Here is a 23,368-nt window from a genome sequence, read left to right on the forward strand (position 1 = left end):
AGCAGCGGCCGGCGCGCAAATTAGCATTCTTGATCACAGTTCAGCGGACAGCTTTTGGCCGAATGCGTGTAATCCTAATCTCGTGGCGCAACGTCTAGCCTCGTCAGAGCACAATGCCGATGCTCCGATCTTGCGTTCGACTGTATGCCGGCGTCCGCTATTTGTACTTGCAGGGTAAGCTTAGTCTCACCATATCCAATGGCAAAACCGCGTACTCGTCGAATGTCCTTGTCACGCCTTTTGCGCGAAATTAGCGCTTGTCGGATATGCGAAGCCGAGCTTCCGTACGGCCCGCGGCCGATTCTGCGCGCATCAAAAAGCGCGCGCCTGTTGATTATCAGTCAGGCACCAGGCAGCAGGGTCCATCAGACTGGTATCCCGTGGAACGATGCCAGCGGCAATCGCCTGAGGGAATGGATGGATGTCGACCGTTCGATATTTTATGACCGGGCAAAAGTCGCGACCGTTCCTATTGGCTTTTGTTACCCCGGTGCCGCGGCGGCCGGCGGTGATAAACCACCTCGTCCAGAGTGCGCACCTCTCTGGCACGAACGCATCCTTGAACATCTGCCAAATCTTCAATTGACGCTGCTAGTCGGTCAATACGCTCAAAAGCTCTATTTGGGAGCGGCTCGAAAGAGTTCGATGACGGAGACGGTAAAGGCATTTACCGAATATGGTCCGAAGTTGTTCCCACTTCCACATCCGAGTTGGCGAAGCGGAATTTGGATGCAAAGACAACCCTGGTTTGAAGAGGAGACAATACCTTGGCTACGACGGGTTGTGCAGCGTGCGATCAAGGATTGACGATCATGCGCTCAGATTGGAACACGGGTGCGTGCCACCCAACGTCGTTGTAATAGGGGAAGTTGCGAATACTATGCGTTCATAGCGGGTTTCGCATTTCGTGGCAGCAAGCCAAGATCGTTGAATTCGTGAGGCTTGTTGCTAAGCGCAAAGGCGTACTTGTCGATATAATGGCGACGCTCGTGGCGGTGGACTGAATGAAAGATTTTTGGCTTTCTTGCGGTCACCACTTGACGGACAGAGACGCCGGTGGCGGCTTGTTAGTAACCGATGAGTTTCTGAAGGTCTATCTGGCCCGACCGGAATTGATTCCGCCGGTTGAGGCGTGTCCTGCTGAGCATGCACTACATGCTTCACTGCTCGAAGATCCGCGCCGTAGCGTCACAGACGAAGAAATTGCGGCACTGATCGACGCCGACGCGCGGGAGAACTGGAGTCTCATGATAACCTTTCGCGATCGTCTTGTGCAGCGGAGAACGCTGGAGGATGCTTATCTGGACCTTGTCCGCCGTGACGTCGGCAAGACGCCACCTATATTTTTAAACCAGCTGGTTCATCTGATCCTACGCAACGCGCTTGACGGTTGCGATGATCCGTTTGTGCTTCGAGCCGCTGAATTGCTATTCCGTCCGCAACGGCTGACCGTGCATGAAGGTTCGTTGATTGCTGCCGACGACGAGACCATCGCCGGCATCGATAACGCCCCGGTATCCCCCTTGATCGCCATGCTCGAGTCGCCAACCGAAGCAGAGTTAGATGTCATGGGTGAGGATACAGCGCATATCTACTGGGAGCGTAGCGATGCGTTTGACATGGCTCTCGACCTTTCTGTGGGACAGCCCGGATTAGCAAAGCTGGGTGAAGTAATGACGCGCTGGATCAAACATATGCTTGCGGTCGACGTCGAGATTCAGCCGCTGACCGAAATGCGCGACGTCAAGTTTGACTGGTATTTGGGTCTTGATGCAGTCGGTACGAAAATTGGCGATACTTTATGGAATGCCGGCTCCCTTGACGCGAGAAGTGAGGCCGGTATCGTCGGTCTCTACCAGTTGAAGTTTAACGATCCCACGGTGGTTGTCGAAAAGATCGGATCGGAGCCTGTCTACCTGATCCTGGCGATGACATCTGACAAGATGCTTCATATGAAGCCGCAGAATTTGTTGATCGGCTTACCGATCCGACATTCGAAACCGGTAGGTTGAGGTAACCGCCCCGCCGAAGGATACCGCGCGGATTGCGTTCTTGGACGGTGTGGAAGCGGGGACGTCGAAGCGTGGCCGCTGCAATCAGGATGTTCGGGTGCCCTCACACCACACCGTCCACCACGGCGAACGCCACCTTGCCTAAAATCGACATCTGAGCAGCAGCAAGGTGGTAGGGTATTTGATTTGCAAAGTGCCGCGGACCTCACTCAGGTCAGAACTGCCGTCGAATTCTCGCCAGTTCATTCGATGACGACACGTGGCGCGGGTTTGTTTGCTCGTCCCGTCGACAGCGCCAACCAGACCTGACGGGCGATACCGACATAGAGTTTGGCATGGACGCTCTCCGGTTCGGTCGCAACGATCGGGCGCCCGTCATCCGACGTCATGCGAATCTGAATGTCCAAGGGTATCTCGCCGAGGAACGGTGCACCGATCCTTTCGGCCTCATTCCGTGCGCCGCCATGGCCGAAGATCGGCGATACGTGGCCGCAATCGGGGCAGCAAAAACTCGACATATTCTCGATCACGCCGAGCAATGGCACATTGACTTTCCGAAACATGGCGATGCCGCGCGCCGTGTCGATCAGCGCAATGTCCTGCGGCGTCGAGACTATTACGGCGCCCGCGAGAGGTGTCTGTTGCGCCATGGTGAGCGACGCATCGCCGGTGCCCGGTGGTAGATCGACGACGAGCACGTCGAGATCGCCCCATGCGACTTCGCACAGCATCTGGGTGATGGCTGATATCACCATCGGCCCGCGCCAGATCATTGCGAGGTCTTCCTCGACCAGAAAGCCGATTGACATGACTTTCACGCCGAACCGCTCCATCGGCTCCAGTGTGCGCGCGCCAATCAGCCGTGGCTTGCCGCGCAGCCCGAACAGTTTTGGCTGCGAAGGACCGTAAATATCGGCATCGAGAATGCCAACCTTCAGCCCGAGCGCGGCAAATCCCAGCGCGAGATTGCACGACGTCGTAGACTTTCCAACACCGCCCTTGCCGGAGGCGACCGCGATGATGTGCCTGATACCCGAAATGCCGGCATTCTTCGACGTCGCGCGCGCCCTCGTTTCAGTCTGGGTAACGGGCACACAAATCTCCTGATTACCATGCTGGAGCGCGGTGGATGGCGTTCGTGGCTACTTGATCGGACCGGCCTTACCCGCTTCGCGAGGGCGCAAGTAATCCTCGGTGCTCACGGTCGGCGGGCGCGGCACCGCATGCGGGTCGAAGCTTTCGTTGACGACGGCCTCTACGCGGCAGTCGTCGCACATCTTCACCACGTCGATGCGCCGTGCATTGGCACCGGTAAACATCCAGTGCTTTTCCTCAAGCTTCGCGACCACGCGTTCGATTGTGCTTTTCGTACCGAACGGCTTGCCACATCCGATGCAATGGAACGGATCCTCTTCCTTCAATACCCGCTGCGGCGCCTTCCACGCCTGGAAATCGAGCCGCGGTTGTAATGTGATGGCGTCCTCGGGACAGGTCGCTTCACACAACCCGCATTGGACACAGATGCTTTCCGTGAAACGCAGCATCGCGCGGTCCGGATTATCCAACAGTGCGCCGGAGGGGCAAGCTGTCACACAGGAGTGACAGAGCGTGCAGCTGTCGATGTTCAGCAAAACACCTCCGAACGGCGCGGCGGGCGCAAGTGCCACGATGTCGACGGGCGCAGGCGCCGCGAGATGCAGTTCGCGAAAAACTGTCTCGAGCAGGCCACGCTTGGCGCCACGCGGGATGAAGGTGGCGGGTTTTTGGGTTGCAACGCCAACTGGCGCTGCATCCAACGTTGCACGGAGTTGATCGGGGTCGTCGGTCTGGATGATTCGAACCAATCCACTACCGAAGCCGAGCGCCGCGATGACGGTTTCCGAGGTCTCAACAACCTGCCGCAGGCCGAGAGGATCGTGACGGGGCTTTGCACGGATCAGCAACGCGACGCCAGCTGCGCCGTAAGCGAACAACGCGGCGATTGCCTCGAGCCCGACCTGCGTGACTTCGTTAACCTGGACCGGGAGTACATTTGCCGGCAGGCCGTCGCCAAACCGCGCCAGTGCTTCGATGAGCGGCGCGCCATGGTCGCCATCGTGTAGGAGCACGACGGCATTGATGCCGCCAGAATTGCGGTAAGTCTGCACGAGCGTGCGCAACCGTCGCATCAGAACATCTGCGGCCGGCAGCGCATAAGATGCCGCTCCGGTCGGGCAGGTCGCGGCGCAGGAGCCACAGCCTGCGCAGATGGCGGGGTCGATTTCCACCGCGTTGCCGTTTGGCGTAATCGCGCCAGTCGGACAGAGGCCAAGACAACGCGTACAGCCGGTGATTCCGGAGCGCGAATGGGCACAGAGCGATTCGTCCAACTCGATAAAGCGCGGCTTGTCGAACGTGCCGACCAGATGGCCGGCGTCCGCGATCAGTTTTTCGACTGCGGCGCGGTCACGGGGATTGGCTCGCAGATAACCGGGCCGCAATTCGTGGGCGGCAAACATTGGCGAGCCGCCGCTGAGATCCAGTACGATGTCGCAGGTCGAGACCGCGCCATTATGCGGAACTCCAAACTCCAGCCGGCGGCGCGACGAAGGCGCGGGAAATGCATAATCGTCGATCGTGAGTTCGAACTGGCCGAGATGCCCACGCCCATAGCGTACGCTGCCCTTCCGGATTGGAAACTCGTTTGAGTAGCAAGGGGTCACGTCGCCGGGCTCGGTCAGAAGCACCGTAACGTTGAGACGGTCGGCAAGTCGGCGACCGACTTCGATCGCCGCGTCGTCGCGGCCATAGATCAAGGCGACGCCGTTGCTTTCGAGCGTCGCCATCGCGACGGGCGGCGAATCCTCGGCCGCCGCTGCGATCAACGCCGCAGTTTTCGGACCAGCCGCGGCTGCATCCTTCGACCATCCCGCGGCCTCTCGAATGTTGACGAAGGTGAGCGCTGAGGAGGGGACGAGATCTTCCGCAAGCCGCCGAAACAAGGGTGCTTCCTGGGTACAGGCAACGGTAATTGGTGTGCTCTCAGCGAGTGCCGCCTTGAACCGGTCGATTTCGAGCCTGCAGAGCTGGTTCGCCTGGGTGATCCGCCCCGTACAGGCGCGGCCAATCGCCAGCGCGTCCAGCGGCATGGTTTTCTCGCAGGTGCAGATCATCAGATGAGGTGCGGTATCACCCATCGTTTCCTCCCGCGCCGTCGGTCCTTACAATCGGCATGGCTAGACTTCCATGCTTCGATGCGACCGGAATTTCGAGACGCCGTCTGCTTGACCTCGGTATCATACCTGCCCAGATAACGCCCACTTCACATTTTGCAATGGAGCCGCGAGCGTTTGCGACTTTCGATCAATAGGTACCGAGGAGGATGGGTCGCATGATATCGCGAGTCAATGAGGCCGAGCGGGCGCTCGACCTGCCGCCCGGTTATACTCCGGTCGTGTTGCGCGAGAGCGGCGATGCGTTTGCTCATGGCCTCGCAATTGCAATGCAAGCTGGTGCCGGAACGCTGGTCTCAGTCGGGCGCTACGACCTCGTCGAACTTGCCGTCGTACTGGAACCCGCCGAGCCACTGGTATCAGCGCGGCGTGCGCTATTCGTCGGAATGAATGCGACCGCCGATGCCATCGCGGCGCATTGTCCACCCGAGCGGGAAGTCAACTTTGCGTGGCCCGATTCAATTTTCTTCAATGGCGGACTGCTGGGCGGCGTGCGTCTCGGCTGGCCCAAAGACTGCGCCGAGACCGACGCGCCGGCCTGGCTTGTGCTGGGCGTCATGCTGCGCGCAGTTGATTTAGTCAGCATCGAGCCTGGCGCGATGCTGGGTACCGTATCGCTGATGGGGGAAGGCTTCGAAATGGTTCAAACTGATGCAATCGTAGGAAGCTTCGCGCGGCATTTGATGATTGGCTTCGACCAATGGAGCGAATCTGGGTTCGATCCTGTCGCCTCCAACTATCTGACGCGGCTACCCGAGAGCAAAGCCGGCCAGCTGCGCAGGATCGATCGTAACGGCGACCTTCTCATTAGCGCACCGTTCGAAGTGGGCGCGGCGGATCGGACCAGCCTTCTCGATGGCCTCGATCGCGCGGCGTGGTATGATCCGGGCCTTCGTGGGCCCAAGCTCGCTTGAGGCGAAGATGCTGAAGCTTCCGCGGACCATCAGGCTAGATCCGTCAGACACGTTTGTGTTTGAACGCGCTGCTGAACCGGGCGAATGGGCCGTCTCGGGAGCTTTCGTGTTCGGGGATTGCGACGATCCAACCGCTCTCGGCCAGAAACAGCGAGTAGCCCTGCGCTCGGGCTTCCTTGGTATCGAAAGTCTCGGTTGGTCGACGCTGGCCATCGTAGCCGAGGCGACCGAAGCGGACATGCAAGGTGCTGTTGAGCGTCTCGCCGCGCGCTTGCTGTCGCAATTCGGCGCGCCCGATCCTCAGACCGCTCGCGTTGCAGCGGAAGAAGAGGTCGCCTTTGCGGCTTCGCTCTGCGATCATTCGCCGCAGACGCTGCTCGCCGTGCAACGCTGCATCGAGAATGGCGAGATGCGCGAGCGGTTCCGCACATTAAAGCCACGGGAATCGGCGCCGGGAGCCGATCGGCTGCACGCGCATACGCGTGTATTCACCTTCCTTGAGATCGAAGACGAAGACGTGTCTGCGGACCAAGTCGACCTTGTTGGGTTGATTAATGCCGATCGCACGTGAGAAGCACCGTCGATGGCATTGGTCTGACGCATCTCAATGTTTTCACTACGAAACCCGCTCAAGAGGGCCCTGCGGTGAATATTCCAAGCGAGCAATATAAATCGTCCGGCCGATCGAGCGTCGGCGCCATAGCTTGTCTCGAATGATGTTTCTTCTAGTTTATCCCGACGAGATTGTGTCCTGGGTCGCCGACGCGCGCGCCGCTTGTCGAAAATGCGACGTCGACCGTCTCCTGTTGGGTATGGAGGACATAGAACGCGCCAACTCCGATCGCTGCCGCGCAAATCACTGCCGCAATAAAAGCCTTCATGACGCCACCTCCAGAGGATGATACTTCAACAAGGTAGTGTAAGCAGGATGCAACGCAAGAGAGGCTAATTGTCATACTCGGCTGCTTCCATCGCATTGGTGAACCTTTTGATTGCGAAACCTCGCCCGTCCTTACTGGAGGCGCGAAATGAGCCAGACGAACGCTGACCCACCTTGGCCCGTCGAAATCCGCCTTGCGAAGGATCGTCGTACGCTGAATGTTGTGTTCGACGATGGAGCATCCTTCGATCTTTCCGCAGAATTGCTCCGCGTGACAAGTCCCTCTGCCGAAGTCCAAGGTCATTCCGAATCCGAGCGCAAGACGATCGGTGGCAAGCGAAATGTTGAGATCCTTTCAGTTGATCCTGTTGGCAACTATGCGGTACGCCTCGGTTTCGATGACATGCACACGACCGGCATATTTTCCTGGGCATTCTTACATGAGGTCGGGCGCGATGCTGGGCAGCTGTTCCAGTCGTATCTGGATGATCTTGCCGCCAAGGGTCTCGATCGTGACAAGCCGGGCGTCCGTTAACAGTTCGGATGCGGTTCTCCCACCGCCTTGGTATATTGGCTGTCTCGCCCCATATGCCGATAAACAAGAGCGCAAAGCGGTGGGGCCGGAGTGTCGGTCTCGGCGCAGCTCCAGAACAGGAGACACACATGCCCGACATCGTATCTCAGTCGAGCACACGAGAGCTTGCACAGAAGCGCAAGGACCTGTCACCCGACGCCGAGGCGGCTTTTCAAAACTTCAGCCAGACAGTTTTCGCGGACGGCGCGCTGCCTGCCAAGGTTAAGCAAATCATCGCGGTCGCAGTGGCCCATGTCACCCAATGTCCATATTGCATTAAGGGGCACACGAAGGCCGCACTACGGCACGGCGCGTCGGAACAAGAGCTGATGGAGGCAATCTGGGTCGCCGCGGAAATGCGAGCTGGAGCGGCCTACGCCCATTCGGTTCTCGCCATTGAGGAAATGAAAAAGCTGGGACGGGCATGAGTGCGTGATCAGCCGGCTCACTTGGTGCGCTGATGAACGCGCCGTGGCGGATTGGGTAGTCTTCGGTATGACAATTTGAATGGCTACGAGCGGCGCCGAGGACCCGTCTCTGGTGAGAGGATGGTTCCTTGCGATTGCGAAAACAATGGTGGACTGAGACCGTCGTCCGAACTCTGTGTTACGAAATGCTTCCGATGGCCCGCCCTTTCGCTCTCAGGAAAGAGCCCAGCCGACTCCACTGATTGACATTCAAGGCGGCGAGGGTAGTAGTCGACAACACAGCGATGAAGCGGTCTTTCCCATCTCGGTGGTCACGCTTTGAAAGTGCGACGCAGGAAATTGCAAAATATGTTTATCAAACGCTCGATCCAAAATCTGGAGACAGCCGTGTGAACATGATGGCGCCGCTCCTACGGATTCCCATCGGCGTCGTTGTCGAACGATCCACGGCAAATTCGCCGTGGTGTGAATTTATCTGGCGTCCGACCGCCGTGCTTGGCGGGATCCCGGACGTGGATCCGTGGACGCAGCTGGCGAGCGAAGAAGAGACCGTGACATTCTACGTTGGTGCGGCTGAGATCGAGCTGTACCGCACAGAAACTGAAAATTACCGCGATAATCTCGTCTCGGCCGCGCCTTCTGTATGGGTTGCTTTGCTCTCAACCGCAGGCGACCCGCCGTATCAAATTGCCGCCGTCACGGCAGACCCAGCGGAAGGCGAGGCTTTGACTGAGCCAGGCCAAGGTATCGTGGAAGCCGTACCGATGCCCGTCTCGATCCGAGATGCCGTTGCCTCGTTTATCGCCGAACATCACGTCGAGCGGACCTTCGAGAAGCGCAAGCGCAATCGTGCGGATCCGGAAGCGCTGGCACGGCGTGGCCCGCAACATAGGAGCGGGGATGAGTAACGACGCGGATTTTCTTGTGCGATGGTCTCGTCGCAAGCACGACGCGGCTACGGACAAGATCAAGCAAGCGGAGCAGATCGAGACCTCAAATAGCACGGCGTCTGAAACCGGTCCTGCTCCTCTTGAGCCGAGCGGAAATGTATTGCCATTCGATCCTGCGAGTCTGCCTGCAATCGAATCGGTTGGTGCCGAATCCAATATCCGCGCTTTTCTAGAAACCGGGGTGCCTGTCGACTTGGCGCGTGCGGCGCTTCGTCGCGTGTGGTCGTTAGATCCTGTTATCCGAGACTTTGTCGGCCTATCGGAGAACTCGTGGGACTTTAACGCGCCTGGCGCGATGGCTGGCTTTGGACCAATCGACGGGGAGGAAGGCGGGCGACTTTTGACCCGTCTCTTGGGGGAGCCGGACACCAGAGCTGCAGCGTTGCATCCGCCCGTCACATCGCCTCCAACAGATGATTCTCAGAAGGGGGCGGGCGTATCCGATCCGGTCGAGCATCAAACAACCAGCGCGGAATCGGCGGCGCTGCTTTCGGCTAAAGCTCAGCAGTCGGACTTTAAAGAGGTCGACGTCGCCGGCGACGTAACGCAATATGGCAGACCCGTTGCTCCGCAATCTGAATTCACCACATCAGTAGACGTTTCGCCAACCTTGCGCCGCGGTCATGGCGGCGCTTTGCCGCAGCTACGAAATATCAGAGAGATGGCAACGAGTGAGTCTTCACTCCCTCGAGTAAACGAGTGGAAATAGCCGACTAGTCTAGGGCGGCAGGCAGGCCCGCCATCTGAGGCTCTCAGCGGGCCGGGATCGAAGACTTCACAAGCATTTACAGCGCATTCGACAGCCATTGCTCCACCCCCGCGGTTGAGGCAGTGGGCGCGGGCGCCGGCTGCTTCGTATCGCATCCTCGGCATTCGACTTCGGTCTGCATCCTGCGTCTAACAAGGAAACTGCAGTCAATTCCCAATATAATTCAATTGTCTCATGCATCCCTTTGGTGAGAGCTTCGCACGCGTTGAGTTGCTACGCATGCGCATCACGCGAGCAACTCTGCACAGGCGACAGCGGACGGGCGCAGGACCTGCGGATTTGATGAGAGGCTACGGGATGGCCGTGAATATCCACAAGGGCGCAGCAAAAGCGGAAAATGAAGTAAGCGGCCGGAGATCTCGGGGTCCTGTTCGCGCAATTGGCGGAGTTCCAGGACTTACAGATCTGACTGCAGCATCTCAGCTTCGCGTGTCGAGTTTGTCTCATGTTCCGAAGCGTGCGTTGTCGGTTGAAGCCGTGATGGATCTCGAAAGCGAGATCCTGTGGCCGGAGCACCGTCGCGAGCATCCCGTCGAGATTGACGACATCGATACGAGTCGCGCTCAAGAATATTTTCTCCTCGCAATGTTGTTGAGCCGTTCACCGGATGCAGCGACGCTCGGTCGGATTGCCAAGCTCGGTGGTGATACGACCTCACTTGGCCTCGCGCATGTGGCTCTTGCGCAGGCAGCCGGCAACGCGGACGCAGAGCGGATCGCACGCGAGTACTTCACCCTTTTCATCGGAGTCGGGCGCGGCGAACTGCTTCCCTACGGATCCTACTATCTCACCGGTTTTCTTAACGAACGGCCGTTGGCTCGATTGCGCGAGGATCTTGGCGCGCACGGCATCGAACGTGTCGAAGGACAAGCGGAGCCGGAGGACCACGCCGCCACGCTTTGCGAGATCATGGCCGGGATCGTCAGTGGTCAGTTCCCTGTAACCGATAGAATCCAGCGACAGTTCTTCGAGAAACATCTTGCCTCCTGGATCGGTCGTTTCTTCGCCGATCTGGAACGGGCCGAGGCGGCTGAGTTTTATCGTCATGTAGGGGCGCTCGGTCGGCTCTTCCTGCAGACCGAGACGGAAGCGTTCACGTTGCCCGCGTGATCGGAAGAAGAAGGAGGACGTGGTGATGCGAGCATTCGACAAGACCTTACTCGGACGTCGCCGATTCCTTCACGCGCTTGGCTGGGGAATCGCGGTCGCCGCCGCTTCGCCCGTTGCTCTGGAGGCGAAAGCGGACAGCGAGAGCAACGATGAAAAACGCAAGTCTCGCTACAAAGAAAGCGACCACGTGAAGGCCTATTACCGCGTCAATCGTTATCCGAGTTAAGGGAGGCAACCGTGCTGATCAAGAGGACCGAACGCGAAAAGCCCCGTGGCTCGCTCGCCGCCTTTGCCGGTGAATCAAGCAAGCATCTCGATCGTCGTGCATTCTTGCGCCGCTCGGGGCTTGCCGCAAGCGGCCTTGTCGCCCTCGGAAGCTTGCCGCTCACGAGTGTGCGCAAAGCGAAGGCCGGCCCACCTGCCGCGCAGGGCGCTGCGGTCACCATCCACAAGAACATCTGTACGCATTGCGCCGTTGGCTGCACGGTTACTGCGGAAGTATCCAATGGCGTATGGATCGGCCAGGAGCCAAGTTGGGACAGCCCGATCAATAGGGGCTCGCATTGCGCCAAGGGGGCCTCGGTGCGTGAGCTGGTGCACAGCGAGCGCCGGCTAAAGTATCCGATGAAACTCGTCAACGGTGAGTGGACTCGCATCAAATGGGATCAGGCCATTGATGAGATCGGCAACAAGATGCTGGAGATCCGTCAAAAATCCGGACCGGAATCACTCTATTGGATGGGATCGGCGAAGTTCTCCAACGAAGGCGCTTATCTTTTCCGAAAGATTGCAGCGTTCTGGGGGACCAACAACAACGACCATCAGGCGCGTATCTGTCATTCGACCACCGTCACGGGCGTAGCCAACACCTGGGGCTACGGTGCGATGACCAACAGCTTCAATGACGTCCGCAACTCCAAGACCATGGTCTTCATGGGCTGCAACCCGGCGGAGGCGCACCCTGTCTCGCTGCAGCACATGCTTGAAGGCAAGGAGCTCAACAAGGCGAACTTCATCGTCATCGATCCGCGAATGACACGCACCGCCGCTCATGCGAACGAGTATGTCCGCATTCGTCCCGGCACCGACATTCCCGTGCTGATGGGGATGATGTGGCACATCTTCAAGAATGGCTGGGAGGACAAGGAGTTCATCAAGCAGCGCGTTCACGGTTTCGAAGAGGCGCGCAAGGAAATCGACAAGTGGAATCCCGAAGAGGTCGAACGCGTCAGTGGGGTTCCCGGCGCACAGCTCGAGCGCGTCGCCAAATTATTCGCGACCGAGAAGCCGTCAACCCTGCTTTGGTCCATGGGCCAGACCCATCACACGGTCGGCACCGCCAACGTTCGCGCCAGCTGCATGTTATTGTTGGCGACGGGTAACGTCGGCAAGCCGGGAACCGGCGCCAACATCATCCGCGGGCATGACAATGTGCAGGGCGCGACCGACATTGGTGTCGATACCGTCACGACCCCGTTTTACTACGGTCTCAGCGAAGGTGCATGGAAGCATTGGAGTCGTGTCTGGGAGGTCGATTACGAATATCTGGTCTCCCGCTTCGATTCCAAAAAGATGATGGAAACAGCAGGCATTCCCCTGACGCGCTGGTTTGATGCCGTTCTTCTGCCTAGGGACCAGGTCGATCAGAAGGACAACGTGCGAGGCATGTTCGTACAAGGACACGCAAGCAACAGCATCACGCGTATCCCAGAATCAATGAAAGCATTGCCACAGCTTGATCTGCTGGTCGTCGCCGATCCGCATCCCACCACCTGGGCCTCGCTTGCCGTGGCGGCCGGGCGCAAGGACAACATGTACCTGCTCCCGATTTGCACCCAGTTCGAAACCTCCGGTTCGCGCGTTGCGTCCAATCGCTCGCTGCAGTGGGGCGAGCCAATCGTTAAACCAAGCTTCGAGTCCAAGGACGATTATCAGGTTCTGTACTTAATCGCGAAGAAGCTCGGCTTCGCCGACCAAATGTTCAAGAACATCAAGGTTGAAGGCGACCGTCCGGTCCCCGAGGACGTCCTGCGCGAAATGAATCGGGGAAGCTGGAGCACGGGCTACACCGGCCAGTCGCCGGAGCGGCTGAAGGCACACATGAGGAACCAGCACAAGTTCGATCTGGTGACGCTGCGCGCGCCCAAGGACGATCCGGAGGTTGGCGGCGACTTCTACGGTCTGCCCTGGCCATGTTGGGGCACGCCGGAGCTCAGGCATCCTGGCTCCCCCATCCTCTACAACAGCGACGCTGCTGTCATGGACGGCGGAAATGGATTCCGTGCGCGCTTTGGAGTGGAGCGCAACGGCCAGACGTTGCTGGCCGAAGGTTCATATCTGCCGGGTTCGGAGATTAAGGACGGCTATCCTGAATTCACGATGGGTGTTTTCAAGAAACTGGGCTGGGACAAGGATCTTACGGCGGCAGAAATGGCGACCATTGAAAAAGTCGCCGGCAATCCCGGTAATATTGACACGGTGTCATGGTCGACGGATCTTTCTGGCGGCATCCAGCGCGTCGCGATCAAGCACGGTTGTTCGCCCTACGGCAACGCCAAGGCGCGGACGGTCGCCTGGAATTTGCCCGATCCAGTCCCGGTGCACCGCGAGCCGATTTATTCGCCGCGCGTCGATCTGATCGCACAATATCCGACGTTGCCCGACGCGAAGCAGTTCAGACTGCCTAATATCGGCTTCTCGGTACAGAAGAGTGCGGTCGACAGAGGCATCGCCAGGGCGTTCCCGCTGATCGTTTCGTCGGGTCGGCTTGTCGAGTACGAAGGCGGCGGCGAGGAGACCCGCTCCAACAAGTGGCTCGCCGAGTTGCAGCAGGACATGTTCATCGAGATCAGCCCGACGGATGCGGCCGAGCGCGGAATCAAGGATGGCGGTTGGGTCTGGGTCACAGGAGCTGAGAACAGCGCCAAGGCGAAGATGAGAGCGCTGGTGACCGAACGTGTCGGCAAAGGCGTGACTTGGATGCCCTTCCATTTTGGTGGCTGGTTCGCCGGCGAGGATCTGCGGTCAAAATATCCACAGGGCTCCGATCCGATAGTGCTCGGCGAAAGCGCCAACACGATCATGACTTACGGCTACGACCCCGCAACCGGCATGCAGGAGCCCAAGGTCAGTTTGTGTCAGATCAGTGCGGCATAAGGAGGCGATACCATGGCTCGTATGAAATTCCTCTGCGACGCGGACCGTTGCATCGAGTGCAACGCTTGCGTTACCGCCTGCAAGAACGAGCACGATGTCCCATGGGGGATCAACCGCCGACGCGTCGTAACCATCAATGACGGTAAGCCGGGCGAGAGGTCGGTCTCGATGGCATGCATGCATTGTACGGATGCACCTTGCCAAGCGGTGTGCCCGGTGAACTGCTTTATCACCACTGCCGATGGCGTCGTCCTGCACTCCAAGGACCTTTGCATCGGCTGTGGCTATTGCTTCTACGCCTGTCCGTTCGGCGCGCCCCAATATCCCCGTGTCGGCAACTTCGGCTCGCGCGGAAAGATGGACAAGTGCACCTACTGCGCCGGAGGCCCTGAGGCGGACGGCTCGAAGGAAGAGTATGCGAAATACGGCGCCAACCGGCTGGCAGAAGGCAAGCTGCCGTTATGCGCGGAGATGTGCTCAACCAAATCGCTGCTCGCTGGTGACGGCGAGATCATCGCGCAGATCTACAAGGAACGCGTGATGAAACGCGGCTACGGCTCCGGCGCCTGGGGCTGGAAGACCGCGTATCACGAGACCATCGCATCTTGATCCGAGCGCGGCGGTCAAGGCTCGACTGCGCTTCAAATCGAGCCTCACAGGAGGAAGTGATATGATGATTGTTGCCGCCAAATTCCGCGTGATCGTCGGTGCGCTGGCATTTCTCGTAATGGCGCTTGGAGCGCAACCCTCGAGCGCTCAGCAGCCCACGTCGGTTAACCCTCAGGCAAGCGCGGTGAAGGAAGGTCAGCTCTTCCAGGAGCTGAATCGCATCTCAGGTCGCTGTACTGTGCCCGATCAGAAGGCCTGCACGATCGAGCAGCCTGTCGGCCGTGATTGGCGCCATTTCCACGAGGTGACGCTCCGTTGGATTGGTGGCCTCGTCATCATCGGTATCCTGGCCATGCTCATTGTCTTCTATCTCTGGCGCGGCATGGTGAAAATCGAAAGTGGACGATCGGGTCGCACCGTCGTGCGGTTCAGCGGCTTCGAACGGTTCGTGCATTGGATGACGGCAACCTGTTTCATCATTCTCGCCCTTTCGGGGCTCAACATAACCTTCGGCAAGCCTCTACTGTTGCCTCTCATCGGTCACGAGCCATTTACAGCCTGGTCGCAATTGGCAAAGTATGCCCATAACTATCTGAGCTTCCCGTTCACGATCGGTGTGTTCTTGATATTTGTCATGTGGATCGCGGGAAATATCCCCAATCGGGTCGATGTGGAATGGCTGAAGCGGGGCGGCGGCATCGTCGGTCATGATCACCCGCCGGCCTACCGGTTCAACGCCGGGCAGAAGATGATCTATTGGATCGTCGTTCTCGGCGGCACTGCCGTCGCGGTTAGTGGCTATGTGTTGATGTTTCCCTTCTATGGCACAGACATCGCCAGTATGCAGGCCGCTCAAATCACGCATGCTATCGTCGCTGTTCTATTCATCGCCGCCATGATCGCACACATCTATATCGGTACGATGGGCATGGAAGGTGCGTTTGAAGCCATGGGGACCGGCATCGTCGATCTCAATTGGGCCAAGGAACACCATAATCTATGGCTCGAAGAGGAAAAGGCGCGGGCCGGGCCGAACGAGACGCAGCGACAGCCGGCTGCCACTCCTGCGGAATGATTGAAAATTCGAGAAATTCCGCTGAGCCGGCTTGCGTGAAGTATGTGCAGAATAGAGTTACTCGACTAGCTGGCTAATGCTCGTCGAGTTCGGCGTTAGCCCAATCTAACGGGAGATAGGAGTGACGCCCATGAGCACTGGAAGCACAATTATTTCTGTATCTCTGGTGCTCGGCATTGGGATCGCATCCGCTGGTTCGGCTATTGCGCAGGGAACGATGGGCGGCACCGATCAGGGTATGATGGGCCCCGGCATGGTGCAACGCGACACCAATCAAGTCATGTTGGGTCGGGGCACGACGCAAGGCGGCGGGGCCATGATGTGCCCAATGATGAGCGGTATGTTGCAAGGTGGCCAAAGCATGATGGCCTCTGGGATTATGGGTCCCAATATGATGCGTGGCAGCACCGGCGGCATGAGTGCGCTGTTCGGATCGCACGTAGTACCGACGATGAATTTAACCGTAAATGACGTGCGCGGCTATCTCACTGCGCAACTTGATCGTCTCGGCAACAAGCGGCTAAAAATTGGAAACATCAATGCGGTTGGCGGCACCATCGCCGCCGAGGTTGTTACCGTTGACAACTCGCTTGTCCAACAGATGAAAGTTGATCGCAGCACTGGGAATATCGATTACGAAAATTAATCGTGAACCTCGCACGCCCGCCGAAGAATCCAATCCAGGATGGCAAGCTGAAGCTCAGCGATACAAACCAGAAGGATCTGATCGAGTATCTGCGAGGGTTATGAGGCGTTGCCGGCGAGCTAATCCTTCGACAGACTCCTGTAGTCCACGAGCGTGGCAGCGTTGCGACTCAACATCACGATAGCGCCTGTAAAGTTCGGCCTTCCGGATTATCGTGTTGAAGCGTGACCATCCACGGCACGCAATTTTTCGGATTATCGTGTTGCTCAGGCTTACGTACTAGCGGTCCCACCTAAAGTTTCGACGCCTGATCTTCGAACTCTCGCTGCAGTCCGACGAGTGCCGCGCTCGAAAAGGTCTTTCTGTGCATTTCGGCCGATGTCGTGCCCTCTGGCCGGGTGGATAGCCCGAGGGGCCGACGGTGCATTGGCGGCCCAGGCTATCGCGTGTACTTTACGCGCCGGGGAAGACCATCGTCATCCTGCTTTGCGGTGGCGACAAGAAGCCACCGCGATCGGCGGCATTGCCAAGGCGCGCGGAGTCAGCCAGTTCGCCAAGGAAACCGGACTGAGCCGCGAAGCGATTTACAAATCCTTCCGCCCGGGCGGCAATCCGACGATTGAAACTGTTCACAAGGCGACAAAGACGCTGGGTCTGAAACTGAAACGCGCGCCGTCCAAAGCGGACTGATTAAGGCCATCAGAGGTCGGTGCACGAGCCGCATCCACACTGACAGGCCCTTTAGAGCCAAGGACAATTCAACACGACAATCCGCATAGCCTAACGTTCTCACGCCGCAGCGTTCAGCTGCTACAAAGCCAGCGACACCCCTTCCGACAATAATAATTCTTCGTCACTTCCAACTAAACTCGCGCAGCTTGCGACGGCAACGTGTGCACGTGAACATCTCGTGACGAATGTCTCTTCAGGATGTCTGTTGCACGTTCTTCGGCTTTGGTATTCCTGGTTCGCACCCATAGCAGCAGACCTCCATGATCGACTTGCGTCTGCAGATACTGCGCATTGTTATCACCCAGCCACTTAGCCAGGAGCGCGCCGACAATGGCTCCCGCCCCGCCGACGAATGTTGCCGCGACGATGGCTACAGCGATAGTTCCGCCGGAAATGACGACTACGCCTGCAGCAACGGTTGCGCCTGCATACACAAGGCCACCCACTATGCCGCCTTGAGCGTCCCCGATGGCTTCAGGCGAGACATATGCTGTTCGCGGGACAACCGGATTGTCTCCGACGGCGCGCACGTTCGCAAAGCCGCCGCCGAGCTTTTCATCCACCGCCTCTTCACTGGCGAGCAGACTCAAATCGGCCCGGTGGAAGCCGGAACTCAGGAGTTCGTCGATTGCCGCCTGAAGATCATTCGCGCTCCCAAAGACGCCGACTGCTTCGTGAATAGTGTCTGGCTTCTCATCCATGGCAAGCTCTTCCGTTAGTGTTCCGTACGGGTGAGGCGCATCGGTCCATGCTCACCACTGTCTTTCATCGGCGAACCCGCTTGTCATCGGCAACGAATTGCTTCAGGTGAGCGATCGTTCGCTTTTTCCTGATCTCTTCAGATCGGAGAAGATCATCTTTATGTCAGGAAAGTCCGCTGGCAAACCAACCCACAGCGTCCGTCCTCATGGGATCCACGACGAGCGAGATATTTTCCGTCCGATCGCAGGTGGAGCATTCGAACGTACGTATCTCAAACCCCCGCCGGCCAGCCGAAATCCGCGCCAGCGCCATCTTATGCTTGCAGACCGGACACATCGGACGATCGTTCGGCGAACCCATACGCTTTACCTCCGCGAGTTCCGACTTTAGCCTATCCAAGTTTGACAGCCAGTTTTCATCCTCTTCTCGGGACGTCCGTCCCTTTGGGTGAATTGGCCGGCGTACACCCGTCCATCTCACCTCGACTTCGATTGTGTGCCGTCCGCAGCGAATTGCTTCAGATAAGCGATCACGTCTGATATTTCCTGATCTCTCTTCAGACCAGAGAAGATCATCTTTGTGCCCGGCACGACTTTCGCTGGCGCGCGGAGGTAGACGAACAATGTCCGCTCGTCCCACACCAAACCTGAATTTTTGTTCGCTGATGAGTAGCTATAGTTTGGATATTGACCCGCTGGCCGGTTAACGACGCCGTTTAGCACCGGCGCAATTCCATTCTGAGCATCAGGACCTATCTGGTGACAGGCCATGCATTTCTTAAACACTGTCGCACCGGCGTCAGGGCGCCCAGCAGGGATCGCATCCTGGCCTCGAGCTGGGCCGACCGTGAGCGAGGTTAGAGCAAGCACTAGCATCGAGATCGGATTCAACTTCTTCTCTCTGTACCTATCGAAGCTAACTCGTTTTGCGTTGGCTGCGCCCTCGGTGACGAACTAGAGTTGAGCACCAAGTTTCTCTTGTCACCGATGATGCGATTAGCCTCTCATCGAACAACAGTGCAGACAAACGAATTTCATTGACATTTGCCCTCATTAATTATGCTATCAACGCATGGATATCGAGCTTGCCAGGACTTTTTTAGAAATCGTCTCTACCGGAAGCTTCATCAAAGCCGCCGACCGTTTGCATGTCGCGCAAACGACGGTTAGCGCACGCGTTCGCCTCCTTGAGGAGCAGCTCGGACGACCGCTTTTCGTTCGCAATAAGGCCGGCGCGAGCCTCACCCCGGCGGGTGAACAATTCCTTCGTTACGCTCCGACGTTCGTACAACTGTGGCAGCGCGCAAAACAGCAGGTCGCGGTACCTGAAGGACACCGCGCAGTTTTGACGATTGGAAGCGAGGTCAGCTTGTGGCAACCGCTTCTGCTCGAGTGGGTCAGGATGATGCGGCATTCGCATCCGGATATAGCGCTTCGCGTTCATGTCGACGTTCCTCAAGATCTAATTACGCACGTAGCGGCCGGACTCGTGGATATCGCGATCATGTACGCGCCCCAGCATAGACCTGGTTTGGAGATAGACCTGCTGATTGAGGAAGAGCTCGTTCTGGTAACAACTGACCTCAAGACGTATCGCGCAAATGATCCCAGATACGTTCACGTCGAATGGGGACCGGATTTTGCCCTTCATCATGCGGTAAGTTTTCCGGATACGACCCCCAGCCTGGCGGCCAATCTTGGTCCCTTGGCCCTCAACTATGTTCTGTTGGAGGGTGGTTCTGGTTACTTCCGAATGCATGCAGTTCAGCGCCATCTAGCATCGGGAAAACTACATCTAGTCCCCGACGCGCCCCGCTTCTCGTTCCCGGTCTATGCCGCGCACTCAACGAACGTAGAGGCTGCCGCATTGGGCGCAGCGCTCACCGTGTTGCGCGCGGTCGCCAAGGCGGAAGTCGAATAATCGACGGCTCGGCTTGATACCTCACAGCTCGCCGAGCCAAGATGAGCCGCTGGATGCGAACCGGCAAGAACGTCAGGAGAACTTCTTAGTGAATTGCTTAGCCAGGGCGTCCGCTGTCGCGTCGGCTATTTGATAGACATGCTTCTTCATTTCTTCCCAAGTCTGGGCCTCGGCGTCGTAATTGCGATCCCTCAATTGCTGGATTTGCTGGATGTGATGGCCGCCATGCGCCAGAAGAAGGCCTTGCACTGCATCTTTCGGCAAATAGGGATTCGCTTGACTCAAGAAGGTCGAGATCTCTTCGGCGTTTGACGTAAGGGACTGAGTTGCCTTTGCCTGGGCAGAAACATCACCGGCGACAGCCGCTACCAGATAGGCTTTCACCGCGCCATAGTGGCCGGCGAGAAGCTTGAAAAACTTATCCTTTGCTGGTGCGCCATAAAAAGGTTCAATCGAGGCGGCGATAGCTTGCGCGTTTGCGACTGCTTGCTTTTCCGCGGCCTTGATCGCCGAATCGTTTTTGTCGATCGCTGCGACCGAAACGTTCCGCACCCAGAAAATGTGACCAAGCCAAAGATCTCGAAGAGCCACTGCAGTTTGAAACGTCTTCTGATCACGAGCAGCATTCTTCTGTGTGTCGGATTCCGAAGCGGCGGTCTTGCTGTGATGCTGCCTGTCGCGCGCGAGAGCGCTTTCCGAAATCGGAACGATCGCCGCGGTGGCGACCGCGAGCGTAAGGAAGCTTCGACGATTGGCGACTTTCATTGAAGTTGAGGTTTGTGACATCACGTCCTCCTATATCGGCGCCGATTTCGTGATCACGTCTGTGACGAGCGCCGCAACGTCATTTTGGTATTTCATCAACGGCAACACCTAGCAAACGAATTAAATTATCGCTTGAGTACAGTGTTTATGCTTGGAAAATGCGTTACTCAACAGGGGCGCGAAATCGTCTTGCGCGAAAATGGGTCGTGCGAGTTGCGGGTCAGGCGACGTGGCGTTTGTTGCCTTTGTGATGCCGCTCGATGCATTGGCGAGACTTGGCTTTGAGTCCCAAGGCCGTGTCGGTCGGACGACAAGCACCACGCTACCGGCACGACGATGGCCGAGATCGCGAGTGCAATTCAAACTCGTCGATGGAGAGGTGTTCGCGCCGGAAGCAGAAAACCGGTAGACGGGAGCGTGACGGCCAATAAATAAAAGCATCGCCGAGACCAAATACGGCAATTCGGCGCACATAGCTGATGCAACTCCACGCCTGTTCGTCTGTCGGGTAGGCATGGTGCCTCCTGCCGCTCTCGAACCGACAATTCCAGATCGAGAGAGAACCGTTAAAAGGGAGATAGACTCGGCTTTCGGGCCACACAAACGAATTCAATTATCGCTTTGCTACAACTGTCTTGCTCTGGGAAGGAAGACGATCGGGATAGGACAACGTGCCGCGCGCTGTCAGTACAGCCCCTGGAGTGAGAGATGCTGGCGCGAGGTGATTGGTCGCCATAATATGGAATACTGTCTCGCCCGCCGCGATGAGATAGTCAGTAATTATTCTTCGATGGCACCGCCACCAGACGGCTTCAGCACACATTATGGCAGAGACCGCTCCGTGCCCGAGTTCGCGCAGCCTGGCCATGCCGGACCGAAACTCGTCGCTCATGGCGTAGTCCGCATAATTGTGAAAGCTCTGATTTTCCCAGAAAGAATTCACGTCCGCCGGCACATCCCGCATCCTGCCGCGGAGTCCCCCGAGCTCGGCGATGTGCTCATAGCCAATCTCAAAATCGGACAAAGCGTTGGCGAGCTTCGCAGCGTTGTACTGTGGGTTGGTCCGCGATCGCGGAATGGTGCGAACGTCGACGACCAGCTTGACGTCTTGCGGCCTTAACAACTCCACGAATTCACCGATGGAGCGGGTCGAGTGCCCAATTGTAAAAAATCGATGTTCCATGTCCCAAACCTGTTATCGGACCAAGGAGCTCCTCAGCAATTGTTTGCGAGCTGCCGCTTAGCGCGCGTTTCTCCTCGGGTCGTCTGAGATCCATGCCCGCCTGCGCGCACTTCAAGAACCGCGAGGCTTCGCTCTCTACCTTGCTCCGTCCAACGGATCGACTGCCCCGGTCCGAGGCCGATCAGCGCACTTCCGACGGGACTCAAGACTGAAATACAGTGTTTGCGCCAAGCCGCGTCCGGGAAAACGAGTTGAACTCGTCGAACGCGCGCATCCGCGTGGTCGACGAATTTCACGTAACAACCGACTCGAACCGACGAGTTCGGAGCGACATCATCTGACATGATATCCGCGCGTTCGATTTCCTCGCGAAGAAAGCAAGCAGCCGCCACATCCGTTGTCTTCGACGGGTCGCCAAGCAGAGCAAACAATGCGTCACGGTCCATCGCTGTCAGGACGATGGACGGCCGCTGCTCGAAATGACTTCGCTCAATGTGTTTCATGGGCACGTCTTTCTGAAGACATCTTGCACCCGACGCACGAAGCGGCGGCGCGCGAACAGCGGCGGATCGACCTGCCGCGCAATCTTACAGGGCAGTATCCAGCGCTGCGCTAAGATCGCGTCACAGCGGATACTCTATCTAGATACCGCGGTGACCTGGGGACTCATACCCACCAACTGATGCGTTGGACAACCGAATTTCGTTGCCTGTTTACTGCAATATCAATGCTTCCAAGATCGAAGGCGCAACGGCGGGCTTCGCAGGGAAGGAGCTTCATGTTTGTTGTCCGGAACAGTCGACGCCATAGTTGGCTGCCATCGACCTGACTATTCGAGGTTGATGGAGTCCGCATGTCGCGCAATGGAGGTCGACGGCAAGCACCGCTGACCGCTGCTCCACCAAGCACGAATTCTGCTTCGCACCGCCAAGTATTTTCGTTTGTCCAAGCAGAGCGTCAAGTTACGTTGTCGGGGGTCAAGGTTTGATATCCGGCTCTTGCTCGGGAACCTTTCTGCTCGCGGGGCATCCAATGGACGTCAACAAGTGAGCCGAGCGCCGCATCGACTTCGGTCTAGAAGGGTATATCGATGAATCCAAATGTGCATTTGCTGGGCCGACGAGGGTCGCAAACAGAAAACCAAAGGCCGAGCCGAACGGAAGTCGAAACGGCGGTACGAACCATCATCCGATGGACTGGCGAAGATCCAGACCGAGACGGCCTGATCGAAACGCCGGCTCGCGTGACCCGTTCGTTCGAGGAGTTTTTCTCGGGCTACGGCCAGAACCCGGCTGAGATTCTGGAAAAGACCTTCGAGGAGATCGAAGGGTATGACGAAATGATTGTACTGCGGGACATTCGCTTCGAAAGCCATTGCGAGCATCACATAGCGCCGATCACCGGCCGGGCCTGGGTCGCCTATATCCCAAATGGCCGCGTGGTCGGAATCTCTAAGCTGGCCCGGGTGGTCGACGTCTATGCCAAGCGCCTGCAAATTCAAGAAAAGATGACCGCGCAAATAGCGAACACCATCAACGGTGTGCTTAATCCGCGGGGGGTTGGCGTGATCATCAAGGCAACGCACCACTGCATGACCACTCGCGGCGTGCATAAGCCCGGCACCGATCTGGTAACGAGCCGGATGCTGGGGTGCTTCCGTGACAGTGCGCTTACCCGCCAGGAGTTCCTCGGCATGGCCGTTTGATGCAAATGAACCTCTTAAGGAGATGA

The 23,368-nt window shown here is 57.7% G+C and carries 24 protein-coding genes and 1 pseudogene; 17 read left to right on the forward strand and 8 right to left on the reverse strand.

The genetic code is table 11. The features are described from left to right. Positions 1–222 precede the first annotated feature (222 nt). Positions 223–807 carry a uracil-DNA glycosylase family protein gene (locus tag ACVIYL_RS14945; protein ID WP_456778983.1) on the forward strand — a complete coding sequence of 195 codons (585 nt, stop codon included), beginning with the start codon at positions 223–225 and terminating at the stop codon, positions 805–807. A gap of 197 nt (positions 808–1,004) precedes the next feature. Beyond that, a complete protein-coding gene (locus tag ACVIYL_RS14950) occupies positions 1,005–2,012 on the forward strand; it encodes a DUF6352 family protein (protein ID WP_456778984.1) in 1,008 nt (335 codons plus the stop codon). A gap of 242 nt (positions 2,013–2,254) precedes the next feature. Here the strand turns inward: ACVIYL_RS14950 and ACVIYL_RS14955 are convergent. Continuing rightward, positions 2,255–3,052: pseudogene (locus ACVIYL_RS14955) on the reverse strand (Mrp/NBP35 family ATP-binding protein); the annotation flags it as partial. 102 nt (positions 3,053–3,154) lie between these two features. Continuing rightward, positions 3,155–5,188, reverse strand: coding sequence for a 4Fe-4S binding protein (locus ACVIYL_RS14960; protein WP_456778985.1), 2,034 nt, complete (start codon positions 5,186–5,188; stop codon positions 3,155–3,157). A gap of 194 nt (positions 5,189–5,382) precedes the next feature. Here ACVIYL_RS14960 and ACVIYL_RS14965 point away from each other — a divergent pair, with 194 nt between their 5' ends. Both ACVIYL_RS14965 and ACVIYL_RS14970 read left to right on the forward strand, forming a co-directional pair. Further along, a complete protein-coding gene (locus tag ACVIYL_RS14965) occupies positions 5,383–6,138 on the forward strand; it encodes a biotin/lipoate--protein ligase family protein (RefSeq protein ID WP_456778986.1) in 756 nt (251 codons plus the stop codon). Between the two features lie 7 nt (positions 6,139–6,145). Further along, positions 6,146–6,709, forward strand: coding sequence for a DUF6505 family protein (locus tag ACVIYL_RS14970; protein WP_456778987.1), 564 nt, complete (start codon positions 6,146–6,148; stop codon positions 6,707–6,709). A 154-nt stretch (positions 6,710–6,863) separates the two neighbouring features. On the opposite strand, the gene ACVIYL_RS14975 is transcribed toward ACVIYL_RS14970, so the two are convergent. After that, the gene (locus ACVIYL_RS14975) at positions 6,864–7,019 is read right to left on the reverse strand and encodes a hypothetical protein (RefSeq protein WP_456778988.1); all 156 of its coding nucleotides are present in this window, start codon (positions 7,017–7,019) and stop codon (positions 6,864–6,866) included. Between the two features lie 147 nt (positions 7,020–7,166). Here ACVIYL_RS14975 and ACVIYL_RS14980 point away from each other — a divergent pair, with 147 nt between their 5' ends. The 11 genes from ACVIYL_RS14980 (at position 7,167) to ACVIYL_RS15030 (ending at position 17,025) form a co-directional block, all read left to right on the forward strand. Then, positions 7,167–7,553 (forward strand): gamma-butyrobetaine hydroxylase-like domain-containing protein, encoded by a 387-nt coding sequence (locus ACVIYL_RS14980; protein ID WP_456778989.1) that lies wholly within the window; start codon positions 7,167–7,169, stop codon positions 7,551–7,553. 128 nt (positions 7,554–7,681) lie between these two features. Next, complete coding sequence (locus tag ACVIYL_RS14985; protein WP_289653506.1) at positions 7,682–8,020, forward strand: carboxymuconolactone decarboxylase family protein; 339 nt, start codon at positions 7,682–7,684, stop codon at positions 8,018–8,020. A 284-nt stretch (positions 8,021–8,304) separates the two neighbouring features. After that, positions 8,305–8,928, forward strand: coding sequence for a DUF3305 domain-containing protein (locus ACVIYL_RS14990; RefSeq protein WP_456778990.1), 624 nt, complete (start codon positions 8,305–8,307; stop codon positions 8,926–8,928). Continuing rightward, positions 8,921–9,679 (forward strand): DUF3306 domain-containing protein, encoded by a 759-nt coding sequence (locus tag ACVIYL_RS14995; RefSeq protein ID WP_456778991.1) that lies wholly within the window; start codon positions 8,921–8,923, stop codon positions 9,677–9,679. Before ACVIYL_RS14990 ends, ACVIYL_RS14995 begins: the two co-directional genes overlap by 8 nt. A 357-nt stretch (positions 9,680–10,036) precedes the next feature. Next, complete coding sequence (locus ACVIYL_RS15000; RefSeq protein WP_456778992.1) at positions 10,037–10,849, forward strand: TorD/DmsD family molecular chaperone; 813 nt, start codon at positions 10,037–10,039, stop codon at positions 10,847–10,849. A 25-nt stretch (positions 10,850–10,874) separates the two neighbouring features. After that, positions 10,875–11,075 carry a formate dehydrogenase gene (locus tag ACVIYL_RS15005; RefSeq protein WP_456778993.1) on the forward strand — a complete coding sequence of 67 codons (201 nt, stop codon included), beginning with the start codon at positions 10,875–10,877 and terminating at the stop codon, positions 11,073–11,075. Positions 11,076–11,086: 11 nt separating this feature from the next. Beyond that, positions 11,087–14,005: a formate dehydrogenase subunit alpha gene (locus ACVIYL_RS15010; RefSeq protein ID WP_456778994.1), complete on the forward strand. Its 2,919-nt coding sequence runs from the start codon at positions 11,087–11,089 to the stop codon at positions 14,003–14,005. Between the two features lie 12 nt (positions 14,006–14,017). After that, positions 14,018–14,614, forward strand: a complete 597-nt coding sequence (gene fdh3B / locus ACVIYL_RS15015) for a formate dehydrogenase FDH3 subunit beta (RefSeq protein ID WP_456778995.1) — start codon at positions 14,018–14,020, stop codon at positions 14,612–14,614. 61 nt (positions 14,615–14,675) lie between these two features. Next, positions 14,676–15,689, forward strand: a complete 1,014-nt coding sequence (locus tag ACVIYL_RS15020) for a formate dehydrogenase subunit gamma (protein ID WP_456778996.1) — start codon at positions 14,676–14,678, stop codon at positions 15,687–15,689. A gap of 130 nt (positions 15,690–15,819) precedes the next feature. Further along, entirely contained in the window at positions 15,820–16,335 is a 516-nt protein-coding gene (locus ACVIYL_RS15025; protein ID WP_456778997.1) for a hypothetical protein, read from the forward strand. 426 nt (positions 16,336–16,761) lie between these two features. Beyond that, positions 16,762–17,025: an addiction module antidote protein gene (locus ACVIYL_RS15030; protein ID WP_456778998.1), complete on the forward strand. Its 264-nt coding sequence runs from the start codon at positions 16,762–16,764 to the stop codon at positions 17,023–17,025. Positions 17,026–17,198: 173 nt separating this feature from the next. Here the strand turns inward: ACVIYL_RS15030 and ACVIYL_RS15035 are convergent, their stop codons facing one another. Together ACVIYL_RS15035 and ACVIYL_RS15040 are read right to left on the reverse strand one after the other, a co-directional pair. Further along, entirely contained in the window at positions 17,199–17,768 is a 570-nt protein-coding gene (locus ACVIYL_RS15035; RefSeq protein WP_456778999.1) for a hypothetical protein, read from the reverse strand. A gap of 477 nt (positions 17,769–18,245) precedes the next feature. Beyond that, entirely contained in the window at positions 18,246–18,659 is a 414-nt protein-coding gene (locus tag ACVIYL_RS15040; protein WP_456779000.1) for a c-type cytochrome, read from the reverse strand. Between the two features lie 181 nt (positions 18,660–18,840). On the opposite strand from ACVIYL_RS15040, the gene ACVIYL_RS15045 reads away from it, so the two are divergent. Further along, positions 18,841–19,689, forward strand: coding sequence for a LysR family transcriptional regulator (locus ACVIYL_RS15045; protein ID WP_456779001.1), 849 nt, complete (start codon positions 18,841–18,843; stop codon positions 19,687–19,689). A 72-nt stretch (positions 19,690–19,761) separates the two neighbouring features. On the opposite strand, the gene ACVIYL_RS15050 is transcribed toward ACVIYL_RS15045, so the two are convergent. From ACVIYL_RS15050 to ACVIYL_RS15060, 3 genes are all read right to left on the reverse strand, one after another. Continuing rightward, a complete protein-coding gene (locus ACVIYL_RS15050) occupies positions 19,762–20,475 on the reverse strand; it encodes a hypothetical protein (protein WP_456779002.1) in 714 nt (237 codons plus the stop codon). A gap of 592 nt (positions 20,476–21,067) precedes the next feature. Further along, complete coding sequence (locus tag ACVIYL_RS15055; protein ID WP_456779003.1) at positions 21,068–21,637, reverse strand: DUF488 domain-containing protein; 570 nt, start codon at positions 21,635–21,637, stop codon at positions 21,068–21,070. Positions 21,638–21,669: 32 nt separating this feature from the next. Further along, positions 21,670–22,140, reverse strand: a complete 471-nt coding sequence (locus ACVIYL_RS15060; RefSeq protein WP_456779004.1) for a GreA/GreB family elongation factor — start codon at positions 22,138–22,140, stop codon at positions 21,670–21,672. A 587-nt stretch (positions 22,141–22,727) separates the two neighbouring features. Between ACVIYL_RS15060 and folE the strand changes: the two genes are divergently transcribed. Then, positions 22,728–23,342 carry a GTP cyclohydrolase I FolE gene (folE, locus tag ACVIYL_RS15065; RefSeq protein ID WP_456779005.1) on the forward strand — a complete coding sequence of 205 codons (615 nt, stop codon included), beginning with the start codon at positions 22,728–22,730 and terminating at the stop codon, positions 23,340–23,342. The last annotated feature ends 26 nt before the right edge of the window (positions 23,343–23,368 follow it).

It is taken from the genome of Bradyrhizobium sp. USDA 3315, from assembly GCF_054056795.1.